14 protein-coding genes are annotated in these 17,422 nt (G+C 73.5%); 4 read left to right on the forward strand and 10 right to left on the reverse strand.

Going from position 1 to position 17,422, the window contains the following annotated elements:
* Positions 1-77 precede the first annotated feature (77 nt).
* Complete coding sequence (locus tag H291_RS0121185; protein ID WP_020017034.1) at positions 78-2,072, forward strand: hypothetical protein; 1,995 nt, start codon at positions 78-80, stop codon at positions 2,070-2,072.
* Between the two features lie 123 nt (positions 2,073-2,195).
* Here the strand turns inward: H291_RS0121185 and H291_RS0121190 are convergent, their stop codons facing one another.
* Positions 2,196-2,597: an FKBP-type peptidyl-prolyl cis-trans isomerase gene (locus tag H291_RS0121190; protein WP_020017035.1), complete on the reverse strand. Its 402-nt coding sequence runs from the start codon at positions 2,595-2,597 to the stop codon at positions 2,196-2,198.
* A 58-nt stretch (positions 2,598-2,655) separates the two neighbouring features.
* Positions 2,656-3,567, reverse strand: a complete 912-nt coding sequence (locus H291_RS0121195) for a LysR family transcriptional regulator (RefSeq protein ID WP_020017036.1) — start codon at positions 3,565-3,567, stop codon at positions 2,656-2,658.
* A 145-nt stretch (positions 3,568-3,712) separates the two neighbouring features.
* Here H291_RS0121195 and H291_RS0121200 point away from each other — a divergent pair, with 145 nt between their 5' ends.
* Both H291_RS0121200 and H291_RS0121205 read left to right on the forward strand, forming a co-directional pair.
* A complete protein-coding gene (locus H291_RS0121200; protein WP_020017037.1) occupies positions 3,713-4,660 on the forward strand; it encodes a DMT family transporter in 948 nt (315 codons plus the stop codon).
* A 54-nt stretch (positions 4,661-4,714) separates the two neighbouring features.
* A complete protein-coding gene (locus H291_RS0121205; RefSeq protein ID WP_020017038.1) occupies positions 4,715-5,773 on the forward strand; it encodes a LacI family DNA-binding transcriptional regulator in 1,059 nt (352 codons plus the stop codon).
* Between the two features lie 72 nt (positions 5,774-5,845).
* Here the strand turns inward: H291_RS0121205 and H291_RS31050 are convergent, their stop codons facing one another.
* Genes H291_RS31050 through H291_RS0121240 form a run of 7 tightly spaced genes read right to left on the reverse strand, consistent with a single transcriptional unit; the run spans position 5,846 to position 15,149 of the window.
* Entirely contained in the window at positions 5,846-8,023 is a 2,178-nt protein-coding gene (locus H291_RS31050; protein WP_020017039.1) for a family 10 glycosylhydrolase, read from the reverse strand.
* Positions 8,020-8,865, reverse strand: coding sequence for a carbohydrate ABC transporter permease (locus H291_RS0121215; protein WP_020017040.1), 846 nt, complete (start codon positions 8,863-8,865; stop codon positions 8,020-8,022). Before H291_RS0121215 ends, H291_RS31050 begins: the two co-directional genes overlap by 4 nt.
* A complete protein-coding gene (locus H291_RS0121220; protein WP_020017041.1) occupies positions 8,865-9,869 on the reverse strand; it encodes a carbohydrate ABC transporter permease in 1,005 nt (334 codons plus the stop codon). Before H291_RS0121220 ends, H291_RS0121215 begins: the two co-directional genes overlap by 1 nt.
* Positions 9,869-11,158, reverse strand: a complete 1,290-nt coding sequence (locus H291_RS0121225) for an ABC transporter substrate-binding protein (protein WP_026365981.1) — start codon at positions 11,156-11,158, stop codon at positions 9,869-9,871. Before H291_RS0121225 ends, H291_RS0121220 begins: the two co-directional genes overlap by 1 nt.
* A gap of 55 nt (positions 11,159-11,213) precedes the next feature.
* Positions 11,214-12,164 carry a D-2-hydroxyacid dehydrogenase gene (locus H291_RS0121230; protein ID WP_020017043.1) on the reverse strand — a complete coding sequence of 317 codons (951 nt, stop codon included), beginning with the start codon at positions 12,162-12,164 and terminating at the stop codon, positions 11,214-11,216.
* Positions 12,157-14,268 carry an alpha-amylase family protein gene (locus H291_RS31055; RefSeq protein ID WP_020017044.1) on the reverse strand — a complete coding sequence of 704 codons (2,112 nt, stop codon included), beginning with the start codon at positions 14,266-14,268 and terminating at the stop codon, positions 12,157-12,159. The genes H291_RS0121230 and H291_RS31055 overlap by 8 nt, the downstream gene beginning before the upstream one ends.
* A complete protein-coding gene (locus H291_RS0121240; RefSeq protein ID WP_020017045.1) occupies positions 14,265-15,149 on the reverse strand; it encodes an NAD(P)-dependent oxidoreductase in 885 nt (294 codons plus the stop codon). The genes H291_RS31055 and H291_RS0121240 overlap by 4 nt, the downstream gene beginning before the upstream one ends.
* Positions 15,150-15,278: 129 nt before the next feature.
* Between H291_RS0121240 and H291_RS0121245 the strand changes: the two genes are divergently transcribed.
* The gene (locus H291_RS0121245; protein ID WP_020017046.1) at positions 15,279-16,061 is read left to right on the forward strand and encodes a hydroxypyruvate isomerase family protein; all 783 of its coding nucleotides are present in this window, start codon (positions 15,279-15,281) and stop codon (positions 16,059-16,061) included.
* A gap of 28 nt (positions 16,062-16,089) precedes the next feature.
* On the opposite strand, the gene H291_RS0121250 is transcribed toward H291_RS0121245, so the two are convergent.
* Entirely contained in the window at positions 16,090-17,394 is a 1,305-nt protein-coding gene (locus H291_RS0121250; RefSeq protein WP_020017047.1) for an RNA polymerase sigma factor, read from the reverse strand.
* Positions 17,395-17,422 lie beyond the last annotated feature (28 nt).

Raw genomic sequence — 17,422 nt, forward strand, 5'->3', positions numbered from 1 at the left:
GGCGCTCGACCGGGCGCACCCGCACGGCAGCACGCCCGGCCCCGGCCGGCCTGCCCCGAGCACGTAAGGAACTGTCGATGAGGACACTTCGCACCACCCTGCGCGGCGCCGCCGTCGCGGCGGTCGCCGCATCGCTCGCCGCGGGAGCCGCGGTCACGGCGCTGCCCGCCACCGCCGCCCCGGCCGCCGCCGACGAGGGCAGGGCCATGGCAAAGGCCTCCACGACGAAGCCGGACAAGCCCGGCAAGCACAAGCCCACCAAGCCCAAGACGCCCAAGCCGAAGAAGGCGGCGGCCGACCCGGACTTCGGCCCCAACGTCACGTTCATCGACGAGTCCTGGACCGCCGACGAGATCAACGCGTTCCTCGACACGGTGAACGACGAGGCGGAGTTCAGCCTCGACCGGCACCAGGTCTTCTTCGAGCCCGGCACCTACGGGAGCGCCGCCGGCCAGGACGACCCGGCCACGGCCACCGGCATCGTGAACGCCCACGTGGGCTACTACGAGTCGATCGCGGGCCTCGGCGCGCAGCCCGACGACGTCCACATCAACGGCGCCCTGCACGTGGAGCCCGTGGTGGGCTGCCCGAACGAGCCCTGGGCCTGCGCCGACCCCGGCTCGCTGACCCGCTTCTGGCGGTCGATCTCCAACATGGGCATCAACCCGATCCAGCGTCCGGTCGGCGAGGACGCGGCCCTGCCGTACCCGGCGGGCGTGACCGAGCCGCACCAGATGCGGTTCGCCGTGTCGCAGGCGGCGCCCATGCGCCGCATGGACATCCAGGGCGACCTGACGATCTTCGGCCGGTACGGCGAGTTCGCCTCGGGCGGCTACCTCGCCAACTCGCGCGTCTCCGGCACCATCGTCTCCGGCTCGCAGCAGCAGTGGTTCACCCGGAACTCCGAGGTGGGCGCCTGGGACGGCGGCGTCTGGAACATGGTCTTCGCCGGGGTGCAGGGCGCGCCGGCCACGAACTTCGGCCAGCCGGTGGGCGACAACGTCGGCGTGACGACGACCGTCGGCTCCACGCCGGTCAGCCGCGAGGCCCCGTTCCTGTACCGGGGCGACAACGGCGAGCTGTCCGTGTTCGTGCCGAACGCGAAGACGAACAGCAGCGGGACCGACTGGTCCACCGGGTCGGACGCCGGCCGGTCGATCGGGATCGCAGACTTCTACGTCGCCAAGGCGGGCACGGACGACGCCGCGTCGATCAACGCGGCGCTGGCCGGCGGCAAGAACCTGATCCTGACGCCGGGCGTGTACGAGCTGGACGCGCCCCTGGCCATCGACCGCGCCGACACCGTCGTGCTCGGCCTGGGCTACGCCTCGCTCACCCCGACCGCCGGCAACGCCGTCGTCGAGGTCGGCGACGTGGCGGGCGTCAAGATCGCCGGCATCACCGCCGACGCGAACGTCCCCGAGTCGGAGACGCTCATCCAGGTCGGCCCGCAGGGGGCCACGGTCTCCGACGCCGCCGACCCGACCACGCTGACCGACGTCTTCGTCCGCGTGGGCGGCCCCTGGGCGGGCAAGGCCGTCACCTCCATCGAGGTGAACAGCCCCGACACGCTCCTGGACCACATCTGGGCCTGGCGCGGTGACCACGGCAACGGCATCGGCTGGGACGTCAACACCGGTGCCCACGGCGTCGTCGTCAACGGTGACCGGGTCACCGCCACGGGACTCTTCGTGGAGCACTACCAGGAGGAGCAGACCATCTGGAACGGCGAGGACGGTCAGACGCTCTTCTACCAGAACGAGATCCCGTACGACGTGCCGAACCAGGCCGCGTGGATGGACGGCGACCGCCTCGGCTACGCCGCCTACCGGGTCGCCGACGACGTGCAGAACCACTCCGCGATCGGCACCGGCACGTACTCGTTCTTCAACCAGGGCCAGGACATCCGGCTGGAGTCCGGCATCCAGGCGCCGGACGCCCCTGGCGTGACGTTCCGGTCGATGACCGCCGTGTTCCTCAACGGCTCGGGCGGCATCAACCACGTCATCAACGGCACCGGTGGCGCGGTCCAGCAGGGCACGCAGCGCACGCAGGTGGTCAGCTACCCGTAGCCCGGCCTGCCGAGGTAGAACCCTGGCGAAGTAGAACCAGGGCGAGATAGAACTCTGGCGTACCCCCTGATCAGGGGGTACGCCAGAGTTCTATCTCGCCGCAGTTCTACTTCGGCGTGGGCGTCACTTGACGTCGACGACGTCCACCACGAAGACGAGCGTGTCACCGCCGCCGATGCCGGCCTGCGGCACGCCGCGCGCACCGTAGCCGTGCTCCGGCGGGATCGAGAGCAGCAGGCGCGAGCCGACGTTCTGGCCGACCATGCCCTTGTCCCAGCCACCGATGACGGCGCCGACGCCGATCGGGAAGTCGATCGTGGTGCCGCGGTCGTAGGAGTTGTCGAACACGTGGCCGCCCCAGGTCTGGCCCAGGTAGTTCACCACGATGGTGCGGCCGGACTCGACGACCGGCCCGTTGCCCTCGGAGAGCACCTGCACCTGCAGGCCGGAGGGCGCGCCACCCTCGGGGAAGGTCAGCTCCGGCTTGTCGCCGAAGGACCCGGAGGCGGTAGGAAGCGTGGTCACGAGGATTGCCTCTCGCTCGGGATGACGTCGGCTGCCCGACGTCGGGTACCCGACCACCCTATGCGGCCACCACCGCTGCCCGCGAAGCGACAGCGGCCTGGCGCAGCGCCTCCAGCGCGGCGAGCGCGGGCGGGGTGTGCGCCACGGCGTCCTGCAGGACGGCGTAGATCGAGCGCACGGGGGTGGGCCGCACCACCGGCACCGCCACGGTGCCGGCCGGGAGCTGGACCGCGCCGAGCTCCGGCAGCACGGTCATGCCGATCCCGGCCTCGACGAACGCGACGGCCGTCGGGTAGTCGTGCGCCTCGACGTGGAAGGTGGGGCTGAACCCCGCGGCCGTGCATGCCTCCAGGAGGTTGCGGCGGCACCAGCCGCGCGCGAAGTCGTTGTCCACCCACGACTCGTCGGCCAGCTCGGCGAGCTCGATCTCCGAGCGCCCGGCGAACGGGTGGCTGCGCGGCAGCACGGCGACGTACGGGTCGTCCAGCAGGTGGTGGGCCGTGAACCCGCTGCCGGGGTCGAACCCGGTCTGTGCCACGGCGACCTGCAGGTCGGCCCGGTCCTCGGTCTTGTCCGGGATGTGCTCGGCGAGCTCCAGGTCGAGGCGCACGCCCGGAAAGCTGGTCGTGATCACGCGGACCACGTCGGGGAGCCAGGCCGAGCCGACGGAGGCGAAGTAGGCGATCGAGAGCGAGCCGGTCCGGCCGGCGCGCAGGTCGGCCACCATGGACTCGGCCTCGCCGAGCCGTTCGAGCACCCCGTCGGCCTGCGCGGCCAGGGCGCGCCCGGCGGCCGTGGGCCGGATGCCGCGGCCGTGCCGCGCCAGCAGCTTGAGCCCGGTCTCGCGCTGGAGCGCCGAGACGTGCTGGCTGACGGCGGACGGCGTGTACCCGAGGTTCGCCGCCGCGGCGCCGATGGAGCCGGACGCGACGACGGAGCGGAAGACGCGGAGGCGGTGGACGTCGAGCATGGAGCCATTGTACAGCGAGACTGAATCCAGATGAAGGAACAGTCGCTGGTGCTTCACTGTGGTTCCGGGCCAGGATCGCACCATGACCAACGCGACGGCCGATAGCCGCCAGACCTCGCCGCTCGCGCCGGGCAGAGTTCCGGGTATGAGCACCGCCGTCATCCCGCCCGCCCCGGACGCGCCCGCCGACCCGGTCGCGCCGGCCACCCCGGCCGCGGCCCCGCCGTCGACGAACCGCTGGCTCGTCCCGGCCGCAGCCGCGGTCACCGTCGTGCTGTGGGGCTCGGCGTTCATCGGCATCCGGTCGGCCGGGTTCGACTACACGCCGGGCGCCCTCACCCTGGGCCGCATCCTCGTGGGCACGCTCGCCCTCACGGTCATCGCCGGGCTGGCCGGCAAGCTCCGGCTACCGCGCGGGCGGGCGCTGATCGGCGTCGCCGTCTGGGGCGTGCTGTGGTTCGGGCTGTACAACCTCGCCCTGAACGCCGCGGAGCGCACCCTCGACGCCGGCACCGCCTCCCTGCTGGTGGGCCTCGCGCCGATCCTCATCGCCGTGTTCGCCGGGATCTCCCTGGGCGAGGGCTTCCCCGCGCGGCTCCTGGCCGGCATCGGCATCGCGTTCGCGGGCGTGGCCGGCATCGCGCTGGCCACCTCCAGCGGCGCCTCCGACGTCGTCAGCGTGCTGCTCGGGCTGGCGGCCGCCGTCGTCTACGCCGGGAGCACCATCCTGCAGAAGCGGCTGCTGCCGCAGGTCGACTCCCTGACGATGACCTGGCTGGGCTGCCTGGCGGGCACGATCGCGTGCCTCCCCTTCACGCCCGTGCTCCTGGCCGAGGTCGCCGCGGCCCCGGCGTCGGCCACCCTGAGCGTGGTCTACCTGGGCGTCTTCCCCACCGCGATCGCGTTCGTCACCTGGGGCTACGCCCTCGCGCGGACGACGGCGGGGCGGCTCGGCGCGGCGACCTACGCCGCCGCGCCGCTCGCGGTGCTCATGTCCTGGGCGCTGCTGGGCGAGGTGCCGACCCCGGTCGCGCTGGTGGGTGGCGCGCTGTGCCTGACAGGTGTCCTGGTGGCGACGCTGCGGGTGCGCTGAATTCCTTTGGTGCACCGATTGACCACGTAAGATTGCGCTCGAGATGAGCGCCCCATGACAGCACCGAAGACGCCGCCCGGGCCGCGCGGCAGCGGCCGGGTGACGATCACCGACGTGGCCGCGCTGGCGGGTGTCTCGGCGGGCGCGGTGTCCAAGGTCTTCAACGGCAACGGCCGCATCTCGGAGGCCACCTCCGAGCGCATCCGCGAGGCCGCGCGCAAGCTGAACTGGCGGCCCAGCGCGGCCGCGATCGCCCTGCGCACGGCCCGCGCGCAGGCGATCGGGCTGGTGCTGACGAGCGACAGCAAGGTGCCCGGCGTCGGCGCCGGGAACATGGACTTCATCTCCGGCATCGAGTCGGTGCTCAGCCCGCGCGAGTACGGGCTGCTGCTCAACGTGTTCATCACCGGGCAGCACGACGAGGAGCACTTCTACCGCACGCTCGCCGAGCGCCAGCGGATGGACGGCATCATCCTCACCAACTCCCGGATCGGCGACACCCGGCCCGAGCTCATGTCGCGGCTCGGCCTCCCGGCGGTGCTGGTCGGCGCCCCGTGGGAGCCCGGGGCCATCGAGTACGTGGACGCCGACCCGCCGAGCGCGGGGATCGCGGAGACCGTGGACCACCTGGTGTCGCTGGGCCACGAGCGCGTCGCGTTCATCAGCGGGCCGCGGCACTTCGTGCTCCCCGAGCTGCGCCGCGAGGCGTTCGTCCGGCGGCTGGCGGACCACGGGCTGCGCCCGCACGCCGTCGTGCCGGTCGAGTACTCGCCGGCCCGCGCGGCCGAGGAGACCGCGGCGCTCCTGGCGGGTCACGTGCGGCCGACGGCGATCCTGTACGGCACCGACACCATGGCGATCGCGGGGATGCGCACCATCCAGGCGGCCGGGCTCCGGGTGCCCGACGACATCTCCGTGGTCGGCTTCGAGGGCCTCACCCTGGGCGAGTGGGTGGACCCGCCGCTGACGACGGTCCAGCGGTTCGCGTTCCAGCGCGGGCGCGCGGCCGCGGCCAAGCTGCTGACGCTGCTGGGCGAGACCGTCGAGGAGCCCGTGCCGCTGGAGCAGCCGGCGCTGATCGTCCGCGGTTCGTCCGGCCCCGTCCCCAAATGACCATGCACCTGCTGCCAGGACGTTCGTCGTCCTGGCAGCAGGTGCATGGTCGTTCGGCGGGAGCAGCCCGGGTTACCAGCTGAGGCGGACCGCCGCGAGCTCCTCGACCGGGGGCAGCGGCACCTCGGCCGCCCCGGCCGTGACGGTCGCTGCGGCGTCCGCCCACACCCCGCCGACCAGCACGCGGACCCGCAGCTGGTCGGCCGGGACCGGCCCGCCCGCGAGCGCCCCGACCCGGTCGAGGTCGAGCGCGACCCGGACGCCGTCGAGCGGCGAGACCGCCCGGCGCTGCCCGCGCATCATCATCGGGTCGGTCAGGTTGGCCGCGAGCACCGTGAACGACCGGTCGCCGGCCCAGGTCGCCGCGTCGAGCACGCCCCGGCCGTGCAGCTCGACCGCGCGCCGCCCGCCCAGCCCGCGGCGCACGAGGTTGTCGAGCAGCGTCAGGTGGTCGGCCTGGAGCGCCTGCCAGTACAGCTCGGCCACGTTGAAGGCGACCACGTCGACGCGGCCGGCGCCGACCTCGCCGCCGAGCACCGCCGGGTCCGACGGCTCGGAGCGCGGGTAGACCTCCTCCATCGGCAGGTCAGGATGATCGGGCACGAACCGCCAGGACACGTCGACGCCGCGAACGGCGCCGCCGTCGACCCCGCCGTCGACCCCGCCGCCCACCCCGCCACCGGCCCCTCCCCCGTCCGGCACCCCGAACCGGACCAGCCGGGTGCCGCCCACGACCCTCAGGGCGTCGCCGAAGCCGTCCTGCAGCGCGCCGCCGGGCTCACGCTGCACGTAGTTGTTGCGCACGATCCCGCCGCGCCGCTCCACGACGCCGACCCCGAGCAGCTCCGTGACCAGCGCCCCGCGCCCCGCATCGTCGGGTCCGGCGACGACGTCGGGTCCTGCGACGACGTCGGGCCCGCCGCCCGTGAGCAGGAGCGCTCCCCCGCCCTCGGCGAACGCCCGCAGGGCGTCCGCGGCGGCCTCGTCGACGGTCGGCACCTCGGGCACGACGACGAGCCGCACGCCGGGCCGCGCCAGCGCCGCCAGGGACCCCGGGCCCACGTACTCGAACGGCACGCCGAGCTCGACGAGCGCCTGGTAGACGCCGGACGCGGCGTCGCGCACCGGGGCGGGCGCGCCGCGCTCGTCGGCGTCCCAGACGAGCACCTCGGCGACGGGCCGCGACTCGGCGAGGTCGGCGGACACCGTGCGGTGCAGCCCGAAGGCGCGCTCGACGGCGGGGATCCAGCGCGGGTCGGGGATCCGGGCGGCGAACTTGGTGAACCAGGGGAACGCGCCGTGCACGAACCCGTCGACGATCCACCCGGTGGTCTCGACCGCCGCGTTGACCGAGTCCTTCCACCGGAAGTCGTGCGACTCCGGGCCCACCGAGGTGATGAGCCCGACCGGCTTGCCCGGGTGCAGAGCCCGTACCCGCTTGGCGTCGCGGCCCGCCGACCAGAGGGCCTCGCCGTCGCCGCGCGCCTGGTGGTCCACCAGCAGGAACGGCACCGACCGCGCGACCCGCGGCTCCAGGTCAGCAGCCGTGAACGAGCCCAGGTTGGGCACGAACCGCACGGCCGGCGCCACGTCCTGCACGGCCCGGTCCCAGTGCACCACCAGCTCGCTGAGCCGGGTCCGGCGCCAGGCGCGGTAGGCCGCCCAGGCCTCGCCGTCGGCCGGGTCGGCCGAGGTCGGCAGCGAGCGCCCGGTCGCCGCCCGGAAGTCCGCCGCCGTCGACTCGGTGTACCCGGGCCCGTGCCCCTGCCACCGGTTGGCGAACAGCGCGTCGACGTCGTAGTCCCGTGCGATCTCGCGGAGCACCTCGGTGGTGAGCTCCCAGCTGTACCCGCCGAACGCGTCGGTGAGGTAGATGCCGGGCATGGCCCAGTGCTCCAGGAGGTCGCCGGCCTCGCTCCGCGCGATCCACTCGGGCCGCTGCTCGACGACGTCGCGGTGCACGGCGTGCGGGTCCACCCGGGCCATCACGGCCATGCCGCGCGAGCGGGCCAGGTCGACGACCTCGCCGAGCAGGTCCCGGTCCCCCAGGTACGTGCTGCGGTGGTGCAGCGGCACCTTGGTCGGGTAGTACGCGACGTAGCCGCCCGCGCTGATGCAGACCGCGGTGGACGCCGTCCGCTCGATGACGTCGGCCCACTCGTCGAGGTCGAAGTCCAGCGGGTCGTTCTCCACGAAGGTGAGCTGGGTCCAGCGGTGGGTGCCGTCCAGTCCGGTGCGCGCAGCAGTCATTTGATTCCCGTCGTCGCGATGCCCTTGATGATGTAGCGCTGAGCGAAGATGAAGAACAGGACGATCGGCACCAGGGACAGCAGCGACATGGCGAACATCGTGCCGATGCCGCTCTGCGTCTCGGTGTCGACCAGCGACTTCAGCGCCACCGGGACCGTGTACAGCTCGGTCCGGGTCAGGTACAGCAGCGGGCCGAAGTAGTCGTTCCACGTCCAGATGAAGGTGAAGATCGTCGTGGTGATGAGCGCGGGCTGCATCAGCGGCAGGATCACCGACCAGAAGATGCGGAAGGGTCCGGCGCCGTCGATCATCGCGGCCTGGTCGAGCTCGCGCGGCAGCGACCGGATGAACTGCACCATGAGGAAGATGAACACGGCGTCCGTGGCCAGGAACTTGGGCAGCAGCAGCGGGATGTAGGTGTTGATCCACCCCAGGTCCGCGAACAGGATGTACTGCGGGATCACGAGCACGTGGAACGGCAGCATGATCGTCATCAGGGTGAGCGCGAGGTACACCTTGCTCATCCGGAAGTTGAGCCGCGCCAGGGCGTAGGCCGTCAGCGAGCACGAGAACAGGTTGCCGAGCACGGAGCCGACGCCGATCAGCAGCGAGTTGCCCAGGAACAGGCTGAACGGGGAGCCGAGGGCGTCCCAGCCGTCGGCGTAGTTCTCCAGCGTGACCTCGCTGGGGAACAGGCCGGTCTGGGAGAGGATCAGGTTGCTCGGCTTGAACGAGCTGACGACCATCCACAGCAGCGGATAGATCATGAGCAGCACGAACACGACGAGCACGACGTGCCGGGTGACCTGCCGCGGCACGGAGGTGGTGGGAGAGGCAGCCATCATTCGTCTCCGTAGTAGACCCAGCGCCGCGACACGATGAAGTTCGCGGCGGTCGCGGCGGCGATGACCAGGAGCAGCACCCACGCCATCGCGGACGCGTACCCCATGTCGAAGTTCACGAAGCCGCGCTGGTAGATGTACAGGGTGTAGAAGAGGGTCGAGTCGAGCGGGCCGCCGCTGCCCCCGCTGACCACGTGCGCCTGCGTGAAGGCCTGGAAGGCGCTGATCATCTGCAGGATCAGGTTCAGGAAGATGATCGGCGTGAGCAGCGGGATGGTGATCGACCAGAACCGCCGCACGCGGCCGGCGCCGTCGATCATCGAGGCCTCGTAGAGCTCCTCGGGGATCTGCCGCAGCCCCGCCAGGAAGATCACCATCGGCGAGCCGAAGGTCCAGACGTTGAGCACCACCAGGGTGGACAACGCGAGCGACGGGTCCTGCAGCCACGAGCCCAGCTCGATGCCGAACCAGCCCAGGACGTGGTTGACCAGGCCGTTCTCCCCGAAGATCTGCCGCCACAGGATCGCGATGGCCACGCTGCCGCCGAGCAGGGAGGGCAGGTAGAAGGCGCTGCGGTAGAGCGACAGGCCGCGGAGTCCTTTGTCGAGCACGACGGCGAGGAACAGCGCGAACCCGAGCTGCAGCGGCACCGACACCAGCACGTAGACGAGCGTCACGCGGACGGCGGCCCAGAAGCGTTCGTCGCCCGCCATCCGCACGAAGTTGTCGAGCCCGATGAACTGCGGCGTGCTCAGCAGGTCGTAGTCGGTGAAGGCCAGCACCAGGGAGGCGACCAGCGGGCCGGCGGTGACACCGACCATGCCGATCATCCACGGCAGCAGGAAGATGTGGGCCACCAGGCCCTGGCCGCGGGTGCCGCCCGACGGCTTGGTCCGGCCGCGCGGCGGCTTGCCCCCGGCGGCGCCGGACGAGCCGGCCGCGCCGGGCGCGCCGGTCGCCCCCGGATCACGGCGCCCGGTGTCCTTCGACGAGGTCAGGGTCATCATGCGCCCGCTATCTCGCCCTCGACGGCCTCGACGAAGGCCGCCGCGGCGTCGGGCACGCGCTTCTGGCCGAGCGTGACCTCCTCGAGCTCGCGGATCATGAGGTCGCGCCAGCTGCCCGACCCGGCCGGCGCCTCGAACCGCGGGCGCTGCTCCGTCCCGGCGATCTCGCGGGTGATGGCGATGACCTTCTGCTCGTCGGGCGTGGCGTCGGGCTCGTACGCGTCGAGCAGCTCCGCGTTGGGCGGCGCGCCCGCCGACAGGCCGACCAGGCTGAGCAGCTCGGGCGAGTTGAGGTTGAAGCTCATCAGCGCGGCCGCCGCCGCCACCCGGTCGTCCGGCACGCCCGAGTACATGGCGAACCGGCTGTAGTAGGTGAAGTGGTAGCCCGCCGCGGCGTCCTCGGCGGCCGGCACGTCGCGCTGGTCGAAGACGTAGTCGGGGAACGCCTGGGCGTCGTCGACGATGTGGTTGGAGTTGGCGAAGGTGAGCAGCACCTTGTCACCCACCGAGGACCAGGACGGCTCGATGCCGTCCTGCTCGCTCACGCTCGTCGTCGCGCCCGCCAGCCGCAGCTTCTCCCACCAGTCGATCCAGGCGGCGACGCCGTCCACGCTCGCCCCGAGCCTGCCGTCCTCGGTCCACAGGTCCTCGCCGCGCTGGCGCAGGAACGACTCGAAGGGCATGTCGTGGTACGGGCCGTAGGTGGTGCCCTTGCGGCCTCCGGCGTTGTCCTTCGCGTAGTCGACGAGCAGCTCCGCCAGGCTGTCCCAGGAGAGCTCGTCGGGCAGCGAGACCCCGTCCTCCTCCTGGAACGTGGTGTTCCAGCGCACCACCGGGCTGAAGATCGACTTGGGCAGCGTGTTGAGCTCCCCGCCGAGCTTGAAGGTCTCGACCTGGTCCGCGCCGAACGCGGCGAGGTCCAGGCCCTCGACGCCGTCGAGGTCGCGGTACAGCCCCGCGTCGCGGTAGGTCAGCACGGCGGGCGACGGGATCCAGAAGACGTCGGGCACGTCGCGCGCCGCCATCTGCGTGGTCATGCGCTCCTGGTAGGCGTCGTAGTCGCCGAACTCCGGCGCGACCTTGATCTCAGGGTTGTCCGCGGTGAACGCGTCGAGCGCCGCCAAATAGGCGCGCTGCCGGTCGGAGCCGCCCCACCAGGCGAAGCGGACCGAGTCGCCGCCTCCGGAGGAGCCGCCCGACGAGCAGCCGGCGAGGGACATGGCGGCGACCGAGAGCGCCCCCATCCCCGTCCACGTGAGGAACGACCGGCGAGTGAGGTCTGACATGGTGTCCTTCTTTCAGTACGTCGTTGTACGGAGTGGTGTGCCGGGACCGGCGGTGTCAGGGCAGGCGCCCGACGTCGACGACGTTGCGCAGCGGGCGCCGCGCGAGCCATCGGTCCAGGTTGTCGAGGAAGATCGCCGTGCCGCGGTCCGCGGTGGCGGCCGTCGTGGCCCCGTTGTGCGGGGTGACGACGGTGCGGGGCAGGTCCCACACGGGTGACTCGGGCGGCAGCGGTTCGGTCGCGTGGGCGTCCAGGCCCGCCCCGGCGATCACGCCGTCGCGGACGGCGGTGACCAGGTCGGCCTCGCGCACGATCCCGCCCCGCGAGACCACCACGAGGTGCCCCTGGGGGCCCAGTGCGCGCAGCGTCCGCGGGCCGATCGCGCCCGCCGTCTCGTCGGTGAGCGGCGCCGCCACGACCAGGAAGTCGCTGACCGCGGCCAGCTCGTCGACCGCGTCCGGGGGCAGCATGCGGTCCACCGGGTCGCCGGGATCGGCGGGACGACGGCGCAGGCCCACCACGCGCATGCCGAACGCCCGCGCCCGCACCGCGAACTCGCGCCCGACGTTGCCGTAGCCGTAGATGCCGACCGTGCGGCCGTGCAGCTCGTCGTGCGTGAACCGCTCCCAGCGGTGCGCCCGCTGAGCCTCGCCCCAGCGCAGCGCCTCGCGGCTGAGCATCAGCATGAGCATGAGCGCCTGCTCGGCGAGCGGGATCGCCCCGTTGCCCGCGGACGACGTGACTGTCACCCGGCCCGCATCGGTGGTTGCCCGACGGCGCAGCGCGGGCCCGACGTCGGACTCGACGCCCGCGGCCCACGAGTGCACCCAGGCCAGGTGCGGCATGGCCGCGACCTCGGCGTCGGTGAGCCGGCCCGTCGCGACGGTCGCGGCGCGCAGCGCGTCGGCGTCGTCCGCGGTGGCGACGACGACGTCGGGGTGCGCGGCGCGCACCTGCTCCACGACCCGCTCGGCCTGGCCGCCCCGGACCACCACGACCTCAGGCACGGGATCCCCCCTCGCTCGCCGGGCCGTCGCCGGTGGCCGCGCCGCCCTCAGTCCCCGGGCCGCCGTCCGCGATCACGACCACCTCGAGCCCGGCCACCGTGGGGACCCGGACCAGCAGGTCGGCGCCGTCGTCCGCCACCGTGGCCTCGCCCGCGAGCGCCCGTGCGGGGCGGCCCGCGAGCCCGGTCGCGCGCAGCACGACGTCGTGCACGGGAACCGCCGGGCCGTACCCGTTGCCGCGCTGGCCGGAGTGGTTGAGCAGGTGCACCACGAGCCCCGCCGCCGAGCGTCCGACGACCACCTCGACCTGCTCGGGCGCCTCGACGACGACCGGTAGCCGGCCACCCGGCCGGTCGCGGAGCCGTTCGACGACGAGGTCGACCGCGACGTCGCGCAGCCGGGTCAGCCGGGTGTCCTGGTAGGCCGTGCCCACCACCCAGGGGAGCTGGACCACGGTGCCGGCGCCGTGCCGGCGTTCCCCGCAGACGGGCTCGGTGCCCGGCACGTGGCCGTAGGCCTTCTCCGGCGGGCCGTACGGGGCGTGCTCGACGAGGCGGTACCGGGCCGCGGCGTCCGCCCGCCAGGTCACCCGGTGGTGGCGGCCGTGCCGCGGCACCAGCAGGGCACCCTCGACCGAGGAGGCGTCGTCGAGCTGGACGTAGCTCGACTTCAGCAGGTCGCGGTCGGTGTCGACGGCGGTCTGGGCCAGCGCCGGGAACCACTCGACCACCGACCCGTCGGCCCTGATGCCGCTGCGGCCGGTGGCCACGATCGAGCCGCCGTCCCGGACGAACCGGTCGAGGGCGGCGACGGCGTCGTCGGACAGGGAGGGCAGGTCGGGCAGCACGAGCACCCGGAAGCGCTCGGGCAGGGCCACGGACCCCAGCGCCGCGGCGGGCACGACGTCGAAGGGCACGTGTCGCTCGACCAGGCCGGCCAGCAGCCCCCGGTGCTCGGCGGTGCCGGTGCCGTACCGGCCGTCGTCGTCCAGCGGGTCGGGCCGGACGAGACCCACCTCGGCCGCGGGCGCGAGCCCGGTGTAGTCGAGCCGGTGGTCGCGGTGGAACCGCGTGACCTCGGCGGCGGCGGACAGGCCGCCGTAGGCGATCTTCCCGGTGGGTCCCATGATGTAGGTCGACGGGTTGGCACCGCGCGAGATCGCCTGGGCGAGGTACTGGCCGAGCATCTCGGGCTGCTCGTCGGCGAGCCGGTACGGCATGTCCCAGAACGCGACGGCGTTGACCAGCACGGGCTTGCCGGGGCGGGCCGACCGCAGCGCGCTGACCGCCTCGCCGGTGGCGTACGGCCACAGGGTGCGCCCGATCGCGTTGTTCGCCTCGTGGAACAGCACGTCGGCCGCCGTGCCGAGGATGAGCCCGGCGTCGGGGCGGAGCGCGGCGATGTGGGCCCGGACCCGGGCGGTGAGCGCCTCGATCGTGGCGGCCGCGTACCCGCGCCACTGCCGGTAGCCCTGGTCGCCCGCCCGGTCGGGCAGGCGGTCGAGCCCGGTGTGCTCCCGGAAGCCCGTGACGCACGCGGCGCAGTGGCACACGCCGTGCACGCGGCCGGCGTAGTCCACCTCGTTGAAGCCGAACCAGTTGAAGAAGAACCCGTCCACGTCGTAGCGGCCCAGCACCTCGTCGAGCACGTCGAAGAGGCGTTCCTGCTGGTAGCCCGCGCTGGGGCAGACGCTGACGAGCCCCTCGAACTCCTGGCGCGCGCCCGACGGGGAGACGTAGAGCCACTCCGGGTGCGCGTCGGCGATCGCGGGCGCGACCTTCGAGAAGTCCATCCGCGCGAGCAGCCGCACGCCCCGGCGCCGGGCGGCGGCCAGCGCGTCCCCGACGAGGTCGCCGCTCGCCCGCCCGGCCAGGTACGGGTTGGCGGTCTGGAAGTCGAGCCGGGTCGGGTAGTGGGAGAGGATGCCGCCCACGTTGAGCAGCCACACGTTCGCGCCGTGCTCCTCGACGGCGTCCAGCGTGCGCTCGACGTCGAGGTCCGCGTCGATCTCGCGGAGGTTGGTCTGGAACACCCCGAACGGCTGGTCCCACCAGCCAGAACGCACCTGCTCGCCGGTGCCCGGGCGCTGGGTGGTCAGGCTCATCGGTCCACCGCCCCGTTCAGCTCGCGGGCCAGGGCCACCAGCGCCGAGTGGTCGAGGCCGCCGTCCCCGCGGAGCACGAGCGACTGGACCAGCCGCCCGACGACGGCCGTCACGGGGAGCACCGCCCCGCGTGCCCTGGCGGCGTCCTCGACGATGCCCAGGTCCTTGTGGTGCAGCGCCACGCGGAAGCCCGGCTCGAAGTCGCCGGCCAGCACGCCGTCGGCCTTGCGGTCGATGACGGTGCTGCCGCCGAGCCCGCGGGCGATCACGGACAGGGCCGTGGCGACGTCGGCGTCGTGGGCCTCCAGGAACACGACGGCCTCGGCGAGCGCCTGGAGGTGCGTGGCGACGACGAGCTGGTTGGCGGCCTTGACCACCTGCCCGCCGCCCGCGTCGCCGACGCGCACGACGGTGGTGCCCATGGCCCCGAGCAGCTCGCGCCACCGCTCGAACGCCGCGACCGGCCCGCCGACCATGATCGAGAGCGTGCCCTCGCGCGCCCCGGCCTCCCCGCCGGAGACGGGCGCGTCGAGCGTGTCGTGGCCCGCCGCGGCGAACCGCTCCGCGATCTCGCGCGCGGCGCCGGGCTCGATGGTGCTCATGTCGATGTAGGCGCCGGCCGGCGCGAGGTGCTCGAGCACACCGTCCGGCCCGAGCGCGACGGCCCGGACGTCCGGGGTGTCGGGGAGCATCGTGATGACGACGTCGGCGCCCCGGACCGCCTCCGGCACGCTCGCCACGACCGGTACCCCGAGCCCGGCCGCGGTCGCGCGGCCCGCGCCGCCCCGGCTGAACGCCCGCACCTCGTGCCCGGCGCGGACGAGGTTGGCCGCCATCGGCCGCCCCATGACGCCCAGCCCGACAAAGCCCACGACTGCCATATGACCGAACTCCCTCGTTCGATGATCTAACGATTGATCATGTCGATCCTGCTTGCCGATCAACCCTGGCCTGAGGAAGGGTATTTCGATATACCTGTCACGGTCAATGCCCCGAGATCGGAGAGCTCGATGCCCAGGTTCGCCGCCAACGTCTCCCTCCTGTTCAGCGAGGTGCCGCTGCCGGAGCGGTTCGCCCGCGCCCGTGCCGCCGGGTTCGAGGCGGTGGAGTGCTGGTGGCCGTTCGCCGACCCGGACCCGTCGGCCGCCCAGGTGGCGGCCTTCGTCAGCGCGCTGGAGGCCGCCGACGTGCGGCTGACCGGGATCAACCTGTTCGCCGGGGACATGCCCGCCGGCGAGCGCGGCGTCGTCTCCCACCCCGGCCGCGCCGCGGAGCTGGCGGCGAACCTCGCAGTCGTCCGGACCGTCGTCGAGGCGACCGGCTGCGCGCGGGTCAACGCGCTCTACGGGCAGCGCCTGCCCGGCGTCCCGGCCGCGGTCCAGGACGAGACGGCCACGCTCAAACTGCGCCGCGCGGTGGACACGCTCGGCGAGGTCGGCGCGACGGTGCTGGTCGAGCCGCTGACCGACGGCGAGAACGGGGACTACCCGGTGCGCACCCTGGAGGACGCGCTGGCCGTGACCGACCGCGTAGGCGCCGGCGCCGCCGTCCTCTTCGACGCCTACCACCTGCACAACAACGGCGCGGACGTGGTGGCGGACGTCGCGCGGGTGATCGACGCCGTCGGGCACGTCCAGGTGGCCGACTCCCCCGGCCGCGGCGAGCCGGGCACGGGCGCGATCGACTTCGTGTCCTTCTTCCGCACGCTGGACGCGGTGGGCTACACGGGCTGGGTGGGCTGCGAGTACCGCCCCACGGCCCGGACGGAGGAGACCCTCGCCTGGCTCCCGTGACCGGTCCCCTGGCCCGCCGAGAGGCGGGTCAGGTGGCCGGCAGGGCCGCCGCCTTGGACTCCAGGACCGTCCGTTCCGCGGTGTTGCCGCAGAGCTCGGCCGCCCGGAGGTACTCGCCGCGGGCCTCCGCGGTGCGGCCGAGCCGGGACAGCAGCTCGCCGCGCACGCCGGGCAGCAGGTGCGACCCGGCCAGGACGCCCTGCTCGACGAGCCCGTCCACGACGCGTAGCCCGAGGTCGGGCCCGTGCGCCATCGCCACGGCCACGGCCCGGTTCAGGTCGACGACCGGCGAGGGCGCGATGCGGCCGAGCGCCTCGTAGAGCAGCACGATCCGCTCCCAGTCGGTCTCCGGCACGGACCGGGCCACCGCGTGGCACTCCGCGATCCCCGCCTGGAGCGCGTACGCACCCATCCCCTCGGGCCCGACGGCGCGGCGCAGCGCCGCCCGGCCGCGGGTGATCGCCGCGCGGTCCCAGCGCCGCCGGTCCTGGTCCTCCAGCAGGATCGGCTCCCCGGACGGCCCCGTCCGGGCCGGGAACCGGGCGGAGGTCAGCTCCAGCAGCGCGAGCAGCCCGAACGTCTCGGGCTCCGGGGCGAGCCGGGTGAGCACGCGGGTCAGGCGCACGGCCTCGCGCGCCAGGTCGTGCCGGATCCAGTCCTCGCCCGACGTCGCGGACGAGCCCTCCGTGAAGATCACGTACAGCACGCCCCGCACCGACGAGAGCCGGGCGGCCCGGTCGGCGCCGTCGGGCACCTCGAACGGGACCTGCGCCGCGGCGATCGTCTTCTTGGCGCGCGTGATGCGCGCCTGGACCGTCGCGACCGGCACGAGGAACGCGCGGGCGATCTCGTCGCTGGTCAGGCCGCCCACCACGCGCAGGGTCAGCGCGATGCGCGCCTCCCGCGACAGCACGGGGTGGCACGAGACGAACATGAGGGCGAGCACGTCGTCGTCGATCCGCTCGGGGTCGAGCAGGGCCGGCTCGGCGCCCGGGTCGCCCGCGCCGGCGCCAGGCCCGGGCGCCGTCGGGCCGCCCACCGCGACCTCGCCCTCGGCGAGGCCGTGGGCGAGCGCCGCGTAGCGCTCGTCCCGCCCGGACCGACGGCGGTAGGCGTCGATCGCCCGGCGCCGGGCCGTCGCGATGAGCCAGGCCGCGGGGTCCCGCGGCGTTCCGTCGCGCGGCCAGGAGACGAGCGCCTCCGCGAGCGCCTCCTGGGCCACGTCCTCCGCGAGCTCGAAGTCGCGCGTGTAGCGGGTCAGGGCGCCGACGATGCGCGCCGACTCGATCCGCCAGACCGCCTCGACGGCCCGCCGTGCCGCGTCGTCGTCCATCCCTGCTCCCTCCCCGCCCCTTCGCTAC

The organism is Promicromonospora sukumoe 327MFSha3.1 (genome assembly GCF_000385135.1).
Classification (GTDB): Bacteria; Actinomycetota; Actinomycetes; order Actinomycetales; family Cellulomonadaceae; genus Promicromonospora; species Promicromonospora sukumoe_B.